This is a genomic window from Idiomarina sp. D18, assembly GCF_057748155.1.
In genome coordinates this window covers 19,166-37,406 of sequence record NZ_CM173240.1, presented here as the reverse complement: position 1 = coordinate 37,406, position 18,241 = coordinate 19,166, and the positions used below count along the sequence as shown (strand labels likewise).

General features: G+C 48.1%; 16 protein-coding genes. 10 read left to right on the top strand and 6 right to left on the bottom strand.

The window, feature by feature from the left end:
* Position 1: 1 nt before the first annotated feature.
* From pepQ to AC3AP5_RS00160, 3 genes are all read right to left on the bottom strand, one after another.
* Complete coding sequence (gene pepQ / locus AC3AP5_RS00170; protein ID WP_487326867.1) at positions 2–1,318, bottom strand: Xaa-Pro dipeptidase; 1,317 nt, start codon at positions 1,316–1,318, stop codon at positions 2–4.
* Positions 1,319–1,386: 68 nt separating this feature from the next.
* A complete protein-coding gene (gene erpA, locus AC3AP5_RS00165) occupies positions 1,387–1,731 on the bottom strand; it encodes an iron-sulfur cluster insertion protein ErpA (RefSeq protein WP_006954293.1) in 345 nt (114 codons plus the stop codon).
* A 58-nt stretch (positions 1,732–1,789) separates the two neighbouring features.
* On the bottom strand, positions 1,790–2,542 hold the full coding sequence (locus tag AC3AP5_RS00160) for a DUF6776 family protein (protein WP_272978637.1): 753 nt from the start codon (positions 2,540–2,542) through the stop codon (positions 1,790–1,792).
* A gap of 90 nt (positions 2,543–2,632) precedes the next feature.
* On the opposite strand from AC3AP5_RS00160, the gene AC3AP5_RS00155 reads away from it, so the two are divergent.
* The 4 genes from AC3AP5_RS00155 to hemL all read left to right on the top strand — a co-directional run bounded on the left by AC3AP5_RS00155 (position 2,633) and on the right by hemL (position 7,172).
* The gene (locus tag AC3AP5_RS00155; RefSeq protein WP_006954297.1) at positions 2,633–4,330 is read left to right on the top strand and encodes a chloride channel protein; all 1,698 of its coding nucleotides are present in this window, start codon (positions 2,633–2,635) and stop codon (positions 4,328–4,330) included.
* Positions 4,331–4,347: 17 nt separating this feature from the next.
* Positions 4,348–4,779, top strand: coding sequence for a protoporphyrinogen oxidase HemJ (hemJ, locus tag AC3AP5_RS00150; protein ID WP_006954299.1), 432 nt, complete (start codon positions 4,348–4,350; stop codon positions 4,777–4,779).
* Between the two features lie 69 nt (positions 4,780–4,848).
* Positions 4,849–5,856, top strand: coding sequence for an aspartate carbamoyltransferase (locus tag AC3AP5_RS00145; RefSeq protein WP_487326866.1), 1,008 nt, complete (start codon positions 4,849–4,851; stop codon positions 5,854–5,856).
* A 29-nt stretch (positions 5,857–5,885) separates the two neighbouring features.
* Entirely contained in the window at positions 5,886–7,172 is a 1,287-nt protein-coding gene (hemL, locus tag AC3AP5_RS00140) for a glutamate-1-semialdehyde 2,1-aminomutase (protein WP_487326865.1), read from the top strand.
* Here the strand turns inward: hemL and mrcB are convergent.
* The 3 genes from mrcB to pepB are packed head-to-tail and all read right to left on the bottom strand — an operon-like array spanning position 7,169 to position 13,243.
* Positions 7,169–9,436, bottom strand: a complete 2,268-nt coding sequence (mrcB, locus tag AC3AP5_RS00135) for a penicillin-binding protein 1B (protein WP_272978633.1) — start codon at positions 9,434–9,436, stop codon at positions 7,169–7,171. The two genes, hemL and mrcB, sit on opposite strands and share 4 nt — an antisense overlap.
* Positions 9,426–11,924, bottom strand: a complete 2,499-nt coding sequence (gene hrpB, locus AC3AP5_RS00130; protein ID WP_487326864.1) for an ATP-dependent helicase HrpB — start codon at positions 11,922–11,924, stop codon at positions 9,426–9,428. Before hrpB ends, mrcB begins: the two co-directional genes overlap by 11 nt.
* Before the next feature lie 20 nt (positions 11,925–11,944).
* Entirely contained in the window at positions 11,945–13,243 is a 1,299-nt protein-coding gene (pepB, locus tag AC3AP5_RS00125; protein WP_006954306.1) for an aminopeptidase PepB, read from the bottom strand.
* A 57-nt stretch (positions 13,244–13,300) separates the two neighbouring features.
* Between pepB and sfsA the strand changes: the two genes are divergently transcribed.
* From sfsA to panB, 6 genes are all read left to right on the top strand, one after another.
* Positions 13,301–14,020, top strand: a complete 720-nt coding sequence (gene sfsA / locus AC3AP5_RS00120; RefSeq protein ID WP_006954307.1) for a DNA/RNA nuclease SfsA — start codon at positions 13,301–13,303, stop codon at positions 14,018–14,020.
* 129 nt (positions 14,021–14,149) lie between these two features.
* The gene (dksA, locus tag AC3AP5_RS00115; protein WP_006954308.1) at positions 14,150–14,599 is read left to right on the top strand and encodes an RNA polymerase-binding protein DksA; all 450 of its coding nucleotides are present in this window, start codon (positions 14,150–14,152) and stop codon (positions 14,597–14,599) included.
* Positions 14,592–15,467, top strand: a complete 876-nt coding sequence (gluQRS, locus tag AC3AP5_RS00110; RefSeq protein ID WP_006954309.1) for a tRNA glutamyl-Q(34) synthetase GluQRS — start codon at positions 14,592–14,594, stop codon at positions 15,465–15,467. Before dksA ends, gluQRS begins: the two co-directional genes overlap by 8 nt.
* A 94-nt stretch (positions 15,468–15,561) precedes the next feature.
* A complete protein-coding gene (gene pcnB / locus AC3AP5_RS00105) occupies positions 15,562–16,926 on the top strand; it encodes a polynucleotide adenylyltransferase PcnB (RefSeq protein WP_272978629.1) in 1,365 nt (454 codons plus the stop codon).
* Positions 16,919–17,431, top strand: coding sequence for a 2-amino-4-hydroxy-6-hydroxymethyldihydropteridine diphosphokinase (gene folK / locus AC3AP5_RS00100; RefSeq protein WP_287830758.1), 513 nt, complete (start codon positions 16,919–16,921; stop codon positions 17,429–17,431). Before pcnB ends, folK begins: the two co-directional genes overlap by 8 nt.
* 10 nt (positions 17,432–17,441) lie before the next feature.
* Complete coding sequence (gene panB, locus AC3AP5_RS00095; RefSeq protein WP_272978626.1) at positions 17,442–18,239, top strand: 3-methyl-2-oxobutanoate hydroxymethyltransferase; 798 nt, start codon at positions 17,442–17,444, stop codon at positions 18,237–18,239.
* Positions 18,240–18,241: the final 2 nt, after the last annotated feature.

Genomic DNA, 18,241 nt, shown 5'->3' with positions numbered 1-18,241 from the left:
ATTACTCAGCGCCGAGCTCTTTAAACGCATCACGCGTTAAATTTTCATTCTCGGTTTCGCCCACCACAATACTATCCTCAATACGCACGCCGCCGTATGGACGAAGTTCATCCACGCGTTGCCAATTGATATCTGAGCTACCTTCGAACTCCTCAAGCAACTGGTCAACAACGTATAAGCCTGGCTCAATCGTGAACACTTGCCCTACTTCCACATCGCGTAACAAGCGTAAGAATGGGTGGCGTTCATTACGTGGGTAACTATCACCTTTATCATTCTTTAAGAAGCCCCCTACATCGTGTACTTGTAGTCCAATGAAGTGACCTAAACCATGCGGCATAAAGGCACTGGTGATACCTTTTTCATACGCTGACGCCGCGTCAATCGTGATAAAGTCGAACTGCTCTAAGATAGCCGCAATTTTATGGTGCATCGACACGTGCAAGTCGTAATAGCTCACCCCCGGCTTGATTTCAGTCAGGAGCTCTTGTTGTGCAGCATCGACGGCGCTAATCAAATCGGCGTAAAAACCTTCTTCTTTCGCGTAAGTGCGTGTGATATCAGCGCAATAGCCCTTATATAATGAACCCGCGTCAATCAGAAACGACCGGCTCACAGCAGGTGCTTCAGTGTCGTACACATCATAGTGCAGAATCGCGGGGTGTTCATTTAACGCGACGATACTATTGTAAGGAACCTGAGACTCGCGGAAGTTCATCGCCGCTAAGTAGTCCGCATGAATTTCGAGCTCACTTTTGCCTGCATAGAAGGCTTCTTTAGCTGCGACATGCGCTTTTGCTGCAAGCTTATTGGCTTCGCGTAAGTTATTTACTTCCCATTCAGTTTTAACCGCTCGATGAAAGTGCAAATGGTCAATCAAGCCCTGTGGGTTACGCGCTTTCACGTTCCAGCTACAGACCGGTTCGGCAAAGTCTTCGCCGATAAATGCTGAGTTTTCAAGCTCACTCCCCAGATCGGCAACCATCGCATCTAAACTATCGATGATTTTTAAATCAACGTGTTGCTGCCAATCTTCTTCTGGGATTTTCGCTTGCGAGTGCCAAAAGTCGCGTGCTTGAAACAAATAAACAATTGGCTTACCGGCACCCTTTCTGTAGAACACAGCACTTTTGGGGCTTTCAAGTACAGGTACCCAATATTTAAACAGAGGGTTTACTTTATATGGTGCGGGGTTGTCATCTAAAAATGCAACGCGCGGTTGACCTGCGTAGACCAACACAGACTCAAACTGATTGTCCTCTAGCGCCTTGTCAAAACGCTGCGTAACCGTTTCTAAATGCTTTGCGTATAAACTCATAATACTCCCTCAAATCGGAATGGATAGGAGTATTCTACCTAAACGCTGAAATGAATTCAGCCTATTGGCTAAATTGAGAAGCTCGAACCGCATCCACAGGTCGTTGTCGCATTTGGATTGTTCACAAAAAAACGCGAACCTTGTAGACCTTCTTCGTAATCGACAACGCCACCCACTAAGTATTGTAAACTCATAGGGTCAACAACGAGCGTAACGCCATCCTTATCGATCTGCATATCACCCGCGTTTATCTGCTCTTCGAAGGTAAAGCCATATTGAAATCCCGAGCAACCGCCCCCCGTGACATACACACGAAGTTTTAGGTTTGGATTCTCTTCTTCGGAAATTAACTTTTTAACTTGGGCCGCCGCATGTTCTGAGAACTCGATCGGCATTGCTTGCTCTACTGCCATAACATCACCTTGGTGAGCGTATTCAATACGCAATTTTCGCTTATATCGGGCGTTAAGGTCAAGATTGCTGGTTACTTTCTAACTCAAGCGAGCGATTCTTGCGTATACTTTGTGTCCAGTAAAACCGACGTTCCAATTGTCCTTGTCCACCCTCAGTGAGCGTCACCCTAACATCGACGTGCTCAGGAAGTACGCCTTCCGGTAAAATAAAGTCACCTTCGAGCAAACTAAAATAGCGCATTGAAAATGCGTGAGGTCGTGGCTCAATATTCGCTAGCTCAAGTAAGTTATAGCGTTTCACCGTTTTTTCACCGGTTCGTGCCTGCAATTCGATGGTGATATTACCTTCGACAAATTGTCGCCGCTGCTCAATCTGTAAGAGAGCGAGAGAGAAATGGAAGTGTCGCTTATTGGCATTTGGTGTTAACGCAAATGACTCAATCACCACCCCACCTTGCTCGAGCTCAGGCGCCATAATCTTCTGATAAAAAGCGACATCTCGTCGTAGCGCATAGTTGTCATTTTGCAGCTCTGTCAGCTCTGCCTGCAGCTCTTCATTTGCTGAGCGCTCAATATCAAGTTCAACACTCAACACATTGGTTTGATATTCTAAACCTTCAATTTGTTGGTAAAGTTGATCAAGACGTTCGCTTTGTTGCGCTACGGTTTTTTCGTCAACGTCAGCCAGCCGCCCACCTAACCAGTAAGAAAAGTAAATACTTACACACAGCAGTGACATGATGCCGAGATAGAAAGCCAGCGGACCTATACGCTGTTTGAGTTTTTTAGGCAGATTTGTAAACTTCATCATTTGTTAACGTCTGTTTATTCTCGGTATTCATGGTATGTTAGTGCGTATTAATGACCCACTCACCTGCAAGCTGCGTGTAGGACAAAAAACATGCAATTTTCCCGGCAAGCGATAATTAAACGAGCGCGTAAACAACTCGCCGCCCCGACAACAACGGTTGCTATCTGTTTATTAGGACTACTCGGTGGCATTGTCGCGGCTCTTTTTATTGTCGTTTTCCGGTTTGCTATTGACCAAAGTGCCTATCTTGTCGGTAATGTGACTCACTGGCAACAGCCTTTACCGACTTTTTCTCGGTTTGCTCTACCTGTTGGTGCCGCGCTGGCTTTGTTCGTTTTATTTAAGCTGTCCAGAGCTAAGCGCGTTCGTCTCGGTATCCCTTACGTAATCCATCGTATGAAACAGCAATATGGCATGCTTCCCTGGCGTAGTACGGTGAATCAATTTTTTGGTGGTATTATTGCATTGGCGGCAGGGTTTAGTGTCGGAAGAGAGGGGCCGGCTGTGCATTTAGGCGCGGCAGCCAGCACTTGGTTAGGTTATCACATTGATACACCCAAAAACGCAGTACGTACACTTGCTGCATGCGGAATCGCAGCGGCAATAGCAGCATCTTTCAATACACCATTGGCGGCAATGGTGTTGGTGATGGAGGTCGTACTGCGTGAATATAAAGTCCATATCTTTATTCCCGTCATGCTAGCAGCCGTTGCAGGGTCTATTATCACTGACCAAATTTTTGGTCCCGCCACCGAGTTAACGTTGTTGAAGGGGCAAGAATTGCCAGAGTCTCAGTTTGGCTTTGTCATACTGCTTGGTATATCGGTTGGTATTATCGGCGTGCTATTTAAAAAGCTCATGCTAGACGTCATGAACACGGTAAAAGACACCGCAATGCTTACGCGGTTGCTATTCGCAGGACTCATTACCGCTTTTCTCGCTGTCATAATCCCAACCAGTCTTGGCCCGGGTCTATCGACGATTCAACAAGTCGTTCAGTTCCAAGATCAACAAGCCGTACTCTTAACACTGCTACTTGCTAAGCTCGTCGCGAGCGCTATTGCCTTGGGCATGGGAACACCCGGTGGCTTAATCGGTGCTGCCTTTGGCGTGGGTGCAGCGGTCGCCGCGTTATTCGTCAACATCCTCGTGCAATATCAGTTAATTGGCGCGGAGCACTTAGACTCCTATATATTATTAGGCATGGCTGGAATACTGGCTGCGTGTATTCACGCGCCTATGGCCGCTCTACTCGCCATTGTAGAGCTCTCAGGCAGTGTCGAAATCATTGTACCCGCAATGCTGGTTATCGTTCCTGCCTATTTGATTTCGTCCCAACTGTTTAGGTCAAAGTCTGTCTTTATCGCACAGCTCGAATTACAAGACCTGCCCTATCAAATTCCGCCTGTCGCCGTCGCGTTGCAAAAGACAGGAGTTGAACATGTCATGGAGACACAATTTAAATTGTTGCTGGAGCCGACCCAAAACGAGCTCTTAGATGTATTAGAAAAAGCGAGTAACCAAACCGTTATTGTCATGAATGTCGACGACAACAACCTTCCGCAGTATCGGATTGTTACTTACGATATAGGCGCTGGCGACAGTCCTTCACTTAATTACATGCCCATTAAGGGCCTCAAGGTCACTTCGACCTTGTCTGAAGTGTGGGATGAACTGAGTGGTCAGCGTCGAGGCGCTGTCTACATTTTTGATCAAGACAATGGCGAACCCTGCGGTATTGTGACCTGGGAAATCGTACGTCGCGCACTACAACGAGAACTTGCCTAAGAGGAGCTGTACCCACGATGTCCACTTTGCTTTGGATTAAAGCCTTGCATGTCATATTTATGGTGGCATGGTTTGCCGGGATATTTTATCTACCCCGTTTGTTTGTCTATCACGCCATGTCCAATCAACCAGCCGTTGATGAACAATTTAAAATAATGGAACGAAAATTACTCTATTTTGTAACACCGTTTGCCGTTCTAACCTTAATTTTTGGTGTAACTTTAATGGCTATGTACGGTAGTGCTTGGATTGCAGCTTCTGGCTGGCTGCACGTAAAGCTGGTCCTGGTCGCTTTACTGTATGGGTATCACGGGTACTGCTTTAAATTACTAAGTGACTTTAAAAACAACCGTAATAAGCGCAGCCATCGTTTTTATCGCGTTTTTAATGAATTCCCCGTGTTATTGTTATTTGCCATTGTCATTTTAGCGATAGTGAAGCCGTTCTGATTTTTTTGCAGACAATATCTGATATACTGAGCGTCCAGTGACATCCGCTGGCAAAGGGCTTTATACGTTATGAATTTCACCGGCTCCAACATCCTCTCGGTCAACCAATTTGATCGCGACAGTGTCGAATACATTTTCTCCGTTGCGGATAAAATGCAACCCTACGCGCGACGTCAAAAGCGCACAAAAGTGCTCGAAGGTGCCATTCTCGGGAACTTGTTTTTTGAGCCCTCCACCCGCACACGGGTCAGCTTTGGCACTGCTTTCAACCTACTCGGTGGTGAGGTGCGCGAAACAACCGGCATGGAAAGTTCTGCGATTGCTAAAGGTGAATCACTTTATGACACGGCTCGTGTGTTGAGTAGCTACAGCGATGTTATCGCAATGCGACACCCGAAATCGGGTTCAGTCGCTGAGTTTTCTGAAGGTAGCCGCGTTCCAGTGATTAATGGAGGCGATGGTGCCAATGAGCACCCAACACAAGCCTTACTCGATTTGTATACCATTGAAAAAGAACTCGCCTACCACGGCCAGACTATTGATAACATGCATATTTGCATGATCGGCGACCTCAAGTATGGACGCACCGTACACTCGTTATCGAAGTTGCTGACCATGTATAAAAATGTTCGCTTTACTTTAATTTCGCCGCGCGAACTATCAATGCCGAGCTCAGTGCTCGATGCACTCGATGCCGCGGGTCATGCCTTCCATATTACAGAAACGATGGAGGGTATCGTCGATGCGGATATCGTCTACCAAACGCGCATCCAGCAAGAACGTTTTGCATCTCCTCAAGATGCTGACCAATACCGCGGACGTTTTCGGTTAAACCAAGATATCTACACCAAGCATTACAAACCTAATACCGTCATCATGCACCCGTTACCGCGTGATTCGCGCTCAGAAGCAAACGAATTAGATAACGATCTGAACCAAAATCCGAATTTAGCGATATTCAGACAAGCCGATAATGGCGTCTTAATTCGGATGGCACTGTTCGCGCTCACCTTGGGTGTTGTCGATCAGGTCGACCAATATGAGTGCCCGGTAAACTGGTACAGCGATAAGCGTTAAATCTGTCAAACAAGTTTAAGGAACTGTTCATGAGTCGTTCAGAACAATTATTTACGCAAGCACAAATTAGTATTCCAGGCGGCGTAAATTCGCCGGTACGTGCATTTAACGGTGTGGGCGGCAGCCCTATTTTTATTGAGCGCGCCGATGGTGCATACATGTTTGATGCCGATGGTCAGCGCTACATTGATTACGTCGGTTCTTGGGGTCCGATGATCCTAGGTCATAATAATCAAGTCGTTTTAGACGCCACCATCACAGCAGCGCAGCGGGGTTTAAGCTTTGGTACACCGACCGAAGTCGAAATCACCATGGCAGAGAAGATCCGTGAGTTGGTACCTTCTATTGAAAAAGTACGCATGGTGAACTCTGGCACCGAGGCGACCATGACAGCGATTCGTTTAGCGCGTGGCTATACAGGTCGCGATAAGATCCTTAAGTTTGAGGGTAACTATCACGGTCACGCCGACGCACTCTTGGTTAAGGCTGGCTCCGGTGCTCTGACCCTTGGCGTACCCAATTCACCGGGTATCCCAGAAGATTTTGCAAAGCACACGCTGACAGTTGAGTACAACAATATTGACTCTGTTAAAGATATTTTTGCTCAGTATGGCGACCAAATCGCCTGTATCATTGTTGAACCCGTTGCTGGCAACATGAACTGTATTCCTCCCGTACCTGGCTTCCTAGAAGGCTTACGCACGATTTGTGACGACTACAGCTCAGTACTTATTTTTGATGAAGTCATGAGTGGCTTCCGTGCGGCCCCGGGTGGCGCACAAGAGCGTTACAACGTAACGCCCGATCTAACCACCTTGGGTAAAGTCATTGGTGGTGGTATGCCTGTGGGTGCCTTCGGGGGTAAAAAGGAAGTCATGGACCATATCGCGCCAACGGGTCCGGTCTACCAAGCAGGTACCTTATCCGGCAACCCAGTAGCCATGTCAGCAGGACTTGCCGCACTGTCTCAATTAAGTCAGGAAGGACTTTACGAGCAGTTATACGCGCGTGTCGACCAATTACTCGACGGCATGCAACAACTCGCGGACGAGGCGGGTATCCCGTTTACCACTAATCGCGCCGGTTCGATGTTTGGTTTCTTCTTCACTAAAGAGAAACAAGTGACTTCATATAAACAAGCTACCGAGTGCAATATGGATCACTTTAAAGCGTTTTATCACAGCATGCTCAAGCAAGGTGTCTATTTAGCACCTTCTGCCTTCGAAGGTGGATTTATGTCTGCTGCTCACTCCGAACAAGACATTGAAGACACTTTGGCGGCTGCTAAGATCGCGTTTAGCGAACTCTCAGCTTAACCACCAAATAGACGCTCAAGCCAGCTTTTCTCTTCCACTTGGGCGTCACAATTCATATTTTCAGCAAGCGGTTTAGGTATAGCAGGTAAAACAATCGCTTGCTGACAATTATCCGGAATCCTCGTGCCTTGTTTTTGGTGAAAGCTCTGGAACGTCAATCCTTCGACAGGAACGAGCGATAGCGGCTCTGGCTTAACTTGCTGATAAAAGCGTGACACCATTGGTAAGGCGCCCGAACTGCCGCTTAACCAAGTGGTTTTGTTATCATCTGTACCGAGCCAAGCAGTCACCACATAGCGTCCATCGATAGACACAAACCAGCTGTCTTTGTAGTCATTTGTAGTCCCTGTTTTGCCAGCCATCGGTGTCCCCGGAAACGCCTCGCCTAACGCATGTGCCGTCCCTTTACTGACTACCCCTGCCATCGCATAGCGAGTTAAGTACGCGACTTTAGAACTTAATACACGCTTTTTAACCTCTTTTGCATTCTCGTACACCGGTAGCCCGTCGTGCGTAGTAATCGCATTGATCGCTTTCAATGGTTGAAATACACCATCATTTGCAATGCTAGAAAATACCCGAGAAACCGCTAGGGGTGACATTTCGACAGCCCCCAGTGTAAGGGATGGATAGTCACGAATCGGTGTTACTACACCCATTTTTCTTAATTGGGTAATCAGCCTCTCAACACCTACTTGCAAACCAATACGAACTGCTGGCAGATTGCGCGAATAAACGAGCGCGTCATAAATTGTCATGTCTCCCCAAAACTCGTCATCGTAGTTTTGGGGCTTCCACGGCTTACCACGCTCATCCGTTAACGTAACAGCCTCATCAACAACGTGACTATTTAGACCCATTGTCTCGGACTCGCTCATTGCGGTGGCATAAATAATGGGTTTAATGAGTGAGCCTATCGGTCTCAATGCCTTAATCGCACGGTTAAAGCCAACTTGATTCGCATTGCGACCACCGACCAAGGCGACAATATTTCCATGTTGGTAATCACTGACGACGAAAGCACCTTCTAAGTCTTTAATCTCCCGACCAGGAATACCATCAGCCATGACGCGTTCAGCCCGATGCTGTGCTTCGATATCCAGCGCTGTGAAGATTTTGAGACCATTTTCTTGCCAATTGGGTGGTAGCTTGATGCGACTAAGCTCATCTTTTACACGCTCAAGATAGTGAGGAAAGCTATCCTCTACTAGCCGACGCGAAGCACGTACTTTGATGTCAGTCTCGATCGCTGCGATAAAATCGGTTTTACTCAATAAATCGTTTTCATACATTAGCCTTAACACGAGATCTCGGCGCTGACGTACGCGTTCAGGATAACGTCTCGGATCATAGTAAGACGGCCCTTTAACCATCGCAATCAGCATTGCCACCTGATCAGCGGTTAGTTCCTGCACCTGACGCCCAAAGTAATACTGACTTGCAAGCCCTACCCCATGAATCGCATGGCGTCCGTCTTGACCAAAATAAACTTCATTAAAGTAAGTTTCGAGGATCGTGTTTTTGTCGAACCGATAATCGATGACTAAAGACATCATCGCTTCGTGGAACTTACGCCACAATGTTTGTTCGCGTGTCAGATAGAGGTTCTTAACAAGCTGTTGAGTCAGCGTGCTACCACCTTGCACGGTTCGACCCGCGCGGATATTTGCAGCGAGTGCACGCAGCACTGAGAGAGGTGAAACGCCAGAGTGATGGTAGAAATTTTTGTCTTCAACCAATAATAGTGTCTCAGTCATCAAGCTCGGGATCATCTCTAATCCCACTAACAAGCGATCTTCATTGCTCAGCGAGTTAATGCGACCAATGAGCTGAGGCTCCAGTTGAATGTTCTGTAGCTGACGTCCGTCTGGCCAACTCACAATGGTTGCAATTTTTCCACGATGAAAGTTTAGCTCAACGCGTTGCGACATCTTGGGCCCGTCAGCAAAGTCAAACGGCCTTCGATGCACCATGAGTCTATCGCCAGCAACCGAAAAGTATCCTGTTGCTTCGGTTGAACTACTGCGCTGATAACTTAAACGCTCAAGTACATCTATCACTTGCGCCTGACTTATCGAGTCACCCACACGAAGTGTTTTTTCCGCCGCATAGACCAGTGCAGGCGCCTGATAGCGTTGATTGGCAAAAACTCGCGTGAGGGTGGCGTCCAAATAGATTAGATAGAAAGCCGAAATGACGACCACAATCAGGCCGAGTTTTAGGCCTGTTTTAATAATGTAGTTTAACCAGGGTTTACTTGTCATTCAGTTGTCGCTTCGTTTTTACTGTAGCAATTGCGTGTGTCGGATCATCGGGCCATGGATGCTTGGGATACCGTCCGCGCATCTCCTTTTTAACTTCCTGATAGCCTGAGCGCCAAAAAGAAGCCAAATCATGCGTTCGTTGCAATAACCGACCTGCCGGTGAGAGCAAATCTATTGCAATGGCGACTTGTCCGTTTAGCACGGTAGGTGATGCGACTTCACCAAAAGCTTCTTGCAACTTTATTGCAACCTTTGGTGAGCGTTCAGACTCTGTGCTACTCGGATAATCAATGATGACGCGTCGACCACTGGGCGCCAACCAATGCGTCGGGCACCACTTATTCAACAGTTGCTGCCCCTCGTAAGTCAGCGTATTGAGTAACGCCTCATTCGGTTGCCATCCCTTCAACTGTCTTAAGCCCGTCATACCATGCCAATAAGGCAATGCCCAATCGGCTAAGTGCTCAAGTAAGTCCGTTTCATACGGGGCGATATTAAACAGTTCAGGTCGTGCGCGATATAGAAATTGTAGCCTGGCTAATAACCCTGCGGTACCGCTGTTCCAGCCGATGGCGTTAAGGCCCTCAGCCCGCAACCAATGAGTCAAAGCATCATTTAGTGCGTCTCTTGTTAATGCGGCGGGCTCCTGATGCCTATCCAAGACAAGTGCGCCACACATCTGCTCACTGGTTTTTATGAGCCGCTCGCCGTCTTTAGTCCAATTGTAAACCTCTCGTTCGACCAAACCTACTGCGGGATGACTCAGCAGCCTGTGTTTGTCGATCGATAAATATCCGATCAGCCGGTTATGACGTTGTTTTTCGCTCAAGCTCAGTTGCGTAACGATAAAGTAGGATGAGTTGTTTCGGTTACCAAATGAGTTCTGCAAATCGTAAATACGCGCCCCACTTGCAAGTTGTGCCTCATCAGTCCTATCCTGATAAGCAATGCGGTCAGCAAAGCCAAATAATACGGCTTCTTCGATATCTTCAAACTGTGTAGCGCCTTGCCGTTCGATTGAAAATACCTGACACCAATACGCAAACCGCTTCCACCATATCGAACCGCGTGTTGCGTTACGAAAATGTTGCTGAGCGGAAATCACGCTATCACTATTTGTGAAGCGTTTATCGGGCTGCTCATAAGTCGCTAGCCACTGCGCTAGTGCGCGCTGCTTTCCTTCAGGAAGTTTACCCCGGGCGTGTAATGCTATACACGACAGTCTAATATCGGTTCCAAAGCCAGCGACTTCTTGTCCCGCAAGCGTTAGTCGTTGCTCTTTTAACAACCCCATATCAGTCAGCGTGTCTTTAGCGGCTTCGACTAACGCGCTATCCGGTGGAGTAAACCAGTTAAGCTCCTCTACTTCTGTTCCCCACGCTTTGACTTGAACGATCAAATCCGTTAGCTCTTGAGTGGCTACATCGGGTGGACTATACGCGGCTAAGCGCTGTTGAGTATCTTCACTCCATAATCGGTAGGCTCTACCAGGCTGCTGTCTCGCTGCACGACCTGCCCGTTGCTCACTATTGGATTTAGCGATCATTGCCGTTGTGAGACGACTGTCTCGATATTGAGGCAAATATACGGATTGTCGTTCTCGCCCCGTATCAACTACCGTATCAATACCTTCAATGGTGAGTGAGGTCTCAGCGATATTAGTAGCCAAAACCACCCGTTTACTAGCGCCCGCACGAATCACCTGCTGTTGCACATCGGCGGTTAGGCTACCATGCAAAATAGACACATCCTCACCTATTAACGTCTCCTGTAGACGTTGCTCAACATACTTGATCTCGCGCATCCCAGGCAAGAATACTAACACTCCTTTACGTGCGTGTTGAAAAGCTTCCACAATAACCGGTACGCTCTCTTCTAACCATCGTTCTAGGCGAGAGGGGGGTCGATAATGAACATCAAGATCAAACCGTTTCACGTCTACTGAGAGCAACTCAAAGCGTTGTTCTGTCGCGTTCGTGAGCCAGGTCGTTAGCGCTTCCCCCGGTAAGGTAGCCGACATGATTATCAAATTTAGCTCGGGCCGTAATGGCAGCAAGTCTAGCACCAAGCCAAGGCTCAAGTCGCTGTGTATGTTACGTTCGTGAAATTCGTCAAAAATGACAGTGGTAATCTCATGTAACTCGGGATCTTGTTGCAACCAGCGAGTGAATATACCCTCTGTAATAACCATTAGCCGTGTATCTTGGCTGCGTTTTGAATCGCCGCGAATACTGTAGCCGATGGTTTTACCGACAGGTTCATTGAGTTGTTCTGCTAGAAAATTCGCTATTGATAGGGCAGCGACTCGCCGCGGTTGTAATAAAACAATGAGCCCTTCATTGTCACCGTGAAGAGCACTTGAAGCCAGTAAATGTAAGGGTAGAGCGGTCGATTTACCTGCCCCGGGAGGGGCTTCTATAACAACTCGAGCGCCTGGGCAGCGCTCGAGTAAAGATAGCTTAATCGCATCAATCGGTAGGTTTAACACGTCAGCCTACTCGTCATACATTAATCAGCCAATAAGGTTGCAGCGATTGTGCGTGCGCCCATCGCTGTCGCGCCCGCAGCCCACATTGGCGTTGATGACTTCTGATACGCACCGGCCAAATCAAAGTGCAACCAACCTTGTCCATCATTCGGTGCAAAACGCAGTAAAAAGCCAGCCGCGTTGCTTGCACCACCCGCACCGCCACCTTTCTGTGGACGACTATTCGCACAGTCTGCAAAAGGTGAAGGTGTATTTTCCATATGCCATGTTGCCAACGGCAAGCGCCATAAAAGCTCGTTCTCTTGTGCAGCGCAGTTCAGCGCAAGCGCCGCTGCCTGTTCATCAATACTGAACACCGCATTAAACTCATTGCCCACAGCCATTTGCGCGGCACCGGTCAGCGTCGCAGCATCGATCACCTGCTTAGCCCCCGCTTCACCTGCAGCCATTAAGCCATCGGCTAGCACGAGTCGCCCTTCAGCATCGGTATTGACCACTTCCACGCGAAGCCCATTTTTATAAGTAATGATATCGCCCAGCTTGTAGGCTTTGCCACTGATCATGTTCTCTGCGCAGCACAAGAATAGCTTCACGCGTTTATTCAGGCCTCGACGAATGGCCGTTGAAAGTGCACCGGCGAGCGTCGCGGCGCCACCCATATCGCACTTCATGCTCAACATACCTTCACTTGGCTTGATACTATAACCGCCCGAGTCATACGTAATACCTTTACCCACGAGCGCGTAATCAACAGGCGCGTTTTCATCGCCCGTCGGGTTGTAATCGATGACAGCCAGCACAGGCGCATGTTGGCTCGCGCGACCGACAGTATAAATACCCATCCAACCTTCGTTTTTGAGTTCATCGCCGACAATAAAACGTGCACTGACATTCTCTGGCGCAATACTCTTTAAATGCTCACTGACGCGCTCAGCTAAGCTTAACGGATAGATTTCTTCGGCCGACAAGTTCACCAGTTCGCGAGTAAATTGATTAGCCGCTCGCATATCATCAAGCTGTGAGGCGACTCCTTCATCGGTTTCGTTCCATGCCACTGTATTGTCTGACATGGTTGAATTAAAACCTTGATAGAATGCCCACTGACTTTCCATATCCCAACCCGCGCCAGCGAGTTGAACTGAAGCATAACCCTGTCCATCAAGATGACGGCCTGCTTTTTGGATTTTCCGTAAGTTTTCAACGCTGTCCGATCCAACATGAACGTTAACGCCTTGGTCGGAGTGACTCACTAAAGCCGACTGCTTTAAGAACGCCGCAGGTTTATCTAAAGTTAGAAAAACATTTACTGAACTAGACATCAGAATCATCTCCCATTAATTTGTCGATGCGTTTACTTTAGGGTTATAAGGACAGTCATGCAATTTAACAAGCCACTCGAAGTGGGTATCTTACACCAACGATATAAACGATTTTTAGCGGATATCGAGTTTGCTGCACAACCCCAAAGTATCGAAACAGTTCATTGCCCTAACACCGGCGCCATGACAGGCTGCGCGGAACCAGGCTACAAAGTATGGTGTAGTGTATCAGATAATCCCAAGCGCAAATATGCAAAGACTTGGGAGTTAGCACAAAACTTTGCCAGTGATTGGATTGTTATCAATACCCAGCGGGCAAACCAAGTTGCCGGTGAGGCATTACAGCAGGGGCTTATCACCGAGCTCGCTGAGTTCAACGAGTGGCTTGCTGAACAACGCTACGGCGAGCAAAACAGCCGTATTGATTGGCTCGGTGAAAGTAATACGGGCGCAAAGTGTTACGTAGAGGTCAAAAGCGTCACCCTGGTTGAGCAACAATGCGGCTACTTCCCCGACACCGTGAGCGCTCGAGCAATAAAGCACGTGCAAGAGCTCGAACACATGCGTGAGCAAGGTCACCGAGCGGTAATGCTATACGTCTGCATGCACTCTGGCGCAGACCACGTAAAACCTGCCGCCCACATCGATCCAAAATATGCAAACGCCTGTATTAATGCAGCGCAAAAAGGCGTCGAGTTTTATGCATTAAGCACCGATATAAATGAGCAAGGTATACGAGCTACCGGTGTGTTACCTGTCATGCTGAGTCACGAATAATACAGGCTGTATGAGTGTTCAAAAAGTACGAAAAGACGTTGCCTTAGGATGGCCTTTCTGCTATATGTAGCGTCCTTTTTTTCAGCTTGTTTAATTTAAGAGCAGCGAATTAACTGTAGGAGAACCATGATGCCAGAGGGCAAGAAGAAAACGCATGGCATCCTGGCGCTTGCCGGGCTAGAGCCGTATCAAGAGAAGCCGGGCGAAGAATACATGAATGATGAGCAATTAGCTCACTTTCGCAAAATTCTAGAAGAGTGGCGCCGCCAATTACGCCAGGAAGTGGACCGTACGGTTCACCACATGAAAGATGAAGCTGCAAACTTCCCTGATCCGGTCGATAGAGCCGCTCAAGAGGAAGAGTTCAGTATTGAGTTGCGCACGCGTGATCGCGAACGCAAACTTATCAAAAAGATCGAGAAAACTCTGCAAAAAATCGAGGAAGATGACTTCGGTTTCTGCGATTCATGTGGCATCGAAATTGGCATCCGCCGGTTAGAGGCACGCCCAACAGCCGATCTTTGTGTCGACTGCAAAACGCTTGCAGAGATTAAAGAAAAACAGATGACCGGTGCTTAAACCGATTCAACCTCAGTCTTCTGATAGCTACCGGGGTCGGTTTGCACCGACCCCGTCGGGTCCTTTGCACTTTGGCTCACTTGTTGCCGCATTGGGCAGCTTCTTGGATGCACGCGCGCACCACGGTCAATGGCTCGTGCGCATCGAAGATGTTGATAAAACCCGTGCCGTCCCCGATGCCGACACGCAGATACTCAAACAACTGGAAGCCCACAATTTACATTGGGACGAAACAGTTATTTACCAAAGCCAGCGCGACGACGTCTATGCGCGCGTGCTCGCTGATATCAGCGCGCAAACTTATCAATGTGATTGTAGCCGAAAGCAAATACGTGCCCAGGGCGAGTATTACACTGGTTACTGCAGAACACGCCAACCACGCCCGACTCCTTATGCTATCCGCTTCAAAAACGACAACGCGAAAACTCACTTATTTGACCGTCGTCACCAGTACGTCGAGGCAGAGGTCCAGTTTGCCCAAGAAGATTTTATTCTACGCCGCCGTGATGGTTTGTTTGCCTACCAATTAGCTGTCGTGGTCGATGATCTAGCACAAGGCATCACCGATATTGTGCGCGGTTCGGACTTGTTAATTCCTAGCTTCTGGCAAGCAACACTGTGGCAAACATTAGGCGGAAGAACCCCTCGCTGGTTGCACCTGCCCTTAGTTACTGACCCTAACGGACGCAAACTGAGCAAGCAAAATCACGCGCCAGCGATTGATGCAACGCATCCAATAGCGAACCTCATCGCAGCCGCCAAGGTGTTATCACTCTCCCTAGGGGATGCCAACGATTATGATAGTGTCGATGCAGTGTTGACTGCAGCGATTCTACAATGGCAATCACAGTGGCAAATGATCGTATAATAAAGGTACAATATGCGCGCCCATCAATGAGCGTGCAGACTTAAAGCGGAGAACAGTCATTATCAAGCAATTCAAAAAGCTAGCTGAACGAGCAATGTCAAGCTTTAAAAAATCATCGAATAGCCGTTTACCACAGCTAACTAAGCTGACTCGCGATCAGCATCCAATATCTCGCAAAAATATAAGCGATAACGCGCTTAAAGTTTTATATCGCCTCCATAACTCAGGCTTTGAAGCCTATTTGGTGGGCGGGTGTGTACGCGATCTGCTTCTAGGTATTCAACCGAAAGACTTCGATGTCACAACCAACGCAACGCCTGAGCAGGTAAAAAAATTATTTCGCAACTGTCGCCTTGTCGGTAGACGTTTTCGCTTAGCACATATCGTATTCGGGAAAGATATTATTGAAGTCGCGACCTTCCGCGGGCATCACAAAGAAGACGATAGTGAAGCAACATCACAAACACGTAAACAACCGACAGCCAAAACCGATGAGCAAGGTTTTTTAGTGCGCGACAATGTTTACGGCTCAATCGAAGAAGATGCTGAGCGACGCGACTTTACTGTTAATGCGATGTACTACAATATTGCTGATTTCTGCATTTACGACTTTGCGGGTGGCAAAAAAGACTTAGACGCCGGTGTGATACGACTGATTGGCGATGCTGAACAACGCTACCGTGAAGACCCAGTGCGTATGTTGCGAGCCATTCGCTTTGCCACAAAGCTTAACATGCAGATGGATAAGCATGTCCAAGAGCCTATTGTCGAAATGGCATCTCTTCTCAGGAACATCCCACCCGCACGGTTGTTTGACGAATTCCTGAAAATGTTTATGGCAGGTAAAGCCAGCGCGAACTTTGAAATGATGGTGCAGCACAACTTGTTCCAACAGATGTTCCCGGTGCTTAAAACCTATTTAAAAGATGAGCAGTCACCCGCGATAGCTCTTATCCAACGTGCACTCTCGGACACTGATAAACGAGTCAATAACGAGCAGCGCGTCACACCCGCTTATTTGTTAGCGGTCATGCTCTGGTATCCAATGGAAGCACGTCGCTCACAATTGGAGGTTGAGTCAGGACTGCCACCAATGGATGCGCTCAATATTGCCTCTGCCGACGTGATCGATAGGCAAAACCAAACGGTTGCTGTACCAAAACGCTTTTCGCTCCCCGTCCGTGATATGTGGCAATTACAGCTGCGCTTACAAAGTACCCGTGGTGGAAAGGCGATGAAGGTGCTTGAACATAAAAAGTTTCGCGCGGCATACGACTTCCTCATGCTGCGCGCCGAAGTTGAAGGTTCTAATGAGCTGATTGAGCTGAGTCAGTTTTGGACTAAGGCACAGAAAGCGCCTAATAAGGTCATTGGCAAAAAGCCAGGCCGCTCAGGACCTAAACGCCGTCGGCGACCTCGATCACGCAAAAAACCGAAGGGCTCTGAGAGTAATGAGTAATGCCTTTATTGCGTTGGGCGCTAATTTGGGTGACCCAGCGCAACAGCTCAAACAGGCGTTGTTGCACCTGAGCCAATCAGCGCATCTCAACTTGATCAATGTATCGTCGCTTTACCATTCCAAACCTATGGGACCACAAGACCAGCCCGACTACGTCAATGCCGTTTGCCAAGTCGAATGTCATGATTTAACGGCTGAGCAACTGTTAGCGCTTCTCCATCACGTCGAAGACGAATTTGGACGACAAAGAATTCGTCACTGGGGCGAGAGGACACTCGATCTCGATTTACTGCTATTTGATGACGTTCGTTCCGATACTGAAGTGCTTAAACTGCCGCATCCAGGTATTTATGAGCGCCGCTTCGTATTACAGCCGCTAGCTGAGTTTGCCCCACAGCTCGAATTACCCAATAATAATACGGTAGCACAGCAACTTGCCATGCTTACTGATGAACCGCTTGCCGTGTTATGCTCACATTCTGAACTCATGACTTTGCTCAGTTAAGGATAGTCCTATGGTTGCGATGACCATTGCCAAACTACAAAAAAAGAAACAACAAGGCGAGAAAATTGCTTCTCTTACGGCATACGATGCAAGCTTTGCAAAACTAATGGTTGAGCAAGGCGTTGATTGCATTTTGGTAGGCGACTCACTCGGCAATGTTGTGCAAGGCCGTTCGTCGACTGTGCCGGTCACAATGACGGACATGGTTTATCACACTGAATGCGTTCGTCGTGGCGCGCCAGAAGCCTTTATCATGAGCGACTTACCGTTTATGAGCTACGGCACGCTAACCGATACTTTAAAAAACGCGGCTCAGCTTATGCAGGCAGGGGCCAATATGGTGAAGCTCGAAGGGGGTGACTGGCTCGTTGATTCGGTTAAAGCACTCACCCAACGCGGCATCCCGGTCTGTGCACACCTTGGTTTACTTCCCCAGTCCGTCAATGTGCTAGGTGGTTACCGGGTACAAGGTAAACAAGAGGCGCAAGCAGTGCAGCTGATTGAACAAGCAAAACAGCTCGAAGCTGCCGGCGCACAATTACTCGTACTCGAGTGTATTCCCAACTCTTTAGGCAAGCGCGTCACCGAAGCACTTACCATTCCTACTATTGGCATTGGCGCGGGTCCTGACACCGATGGCCAGATCTTAGTGATGCATGACATGCTCGGTATGAACAGTGAGTACTTACCAAAGTTCGCTAAAAACTTTTTGGAAGAAGGTGATGGGATAGCCGGTGCTTTTCGTCAGTTTAGCGAACAAGTGAAGTCGGGTGACTTTCCTGAATTAAAGCATAGCTACGAGGGCTAGTT

What these genes read in the sequence shown, in the direction of transcription:
- pepQ (WP_487326867.1), bottom strand. Translation starts at nt 1,318, where the DNA reads ATGAGTTTATACGCAAAGCATTTAGAAACGGTTACGCAGCGTTTTGAC.
- erpA (WP_006954293.1), bottom strand. Translation starts at nt 1,731, where the DNA reads ATGGCAGTAGAGCAAGCAATGCCGATCGAGTTCTCAGAACATGCGGCG.
- AC3AP5_RS00160 (WP_272978637.1), bottom strand. Translation starts at nt 2,542, where the DNA reads ATGATGAAGTTTACAAATCTGCCTAAAAAACTCAAACAGCGTATAGGT.
- AC3AP5_RS00155 (WP_006954297.1), top strand. Translation starts at nt 2,633, where the DNA reads ATGCAATTTTCCCGGCAAGCGATAATTAAACGAGCGCGTAAACAACTC.
- hemJ (WP_006954299.1), top strand. Translation starts at nt 4,348, where the DNA reads ATGTCCACTTTGCTTTGGATTAAAGCCTTGCATGTCATATTTATGGTG.
- AC3AP5_RS00145 (WP_487326866.1), top strand. Translation starts at nt 4,849, where the DNA reads ATGAATTTCACCGGCTCCAACATCCTCTCGGTCAACCAATTTGATCGC.
- hemL (WP_487326865.1), top strand. Translation starts at nt 5,886, where the DNA reads ATGAGTCGTTCAGAACAATTATTTACGCAAGCACAAATTAGTATTCCA.
- mrcB (WP_272978633.1), bottom strand. Translation starts at nt 9,436, where the DNA reads ATGACAAGTAAACCCTGGTTAAACTACATTATTAAAACAGGCCTAAAA.
- pepB (WP_006954306.1), bottom strand. Translation starts at nt 13,243, where the DNA reads ATGTCTAGTTCAGTAAATGTTTTTCTAACTTTAGATAAACCTGCGGCG.
- sfsA (WP_006954307.1), top strand. Translation starts at nt 13,301, where the DNA reads ATGCAATTTAACAAGCCACTCGAAGTGGGTATCTTACACCAACGATAT.
- dksA (WP_006954308.1), top strand. Translation starts at nt 14,150, where the DNA reads ATGCCAGAGGGCAAGAAGAAAACGCATGGCATCCTGGCGCTTGCCGGG.
- pcnB (WP_272978629.1), top strand. Translation starts at nt 15,562, where the DNA reads ATGTCAAGCTTTAAAAAATCATCGAATAGCCGTTTACCACAGCTAACT.
- folK (WP_287830758.1), top strand. Translation starts at nt 16,919, where the DNA reads ATGAGTAATGCCTTTATTGCGTTGGGCGCTAATTTGGGTGACCCAGCG.
- panB (WP_272978626.1), top strand. Translation starts at nt 17,442, where the DNA reads ATGGTTGCGATGACCATTGCCAAACTACAAAAAAAGAAACAACAAGGC.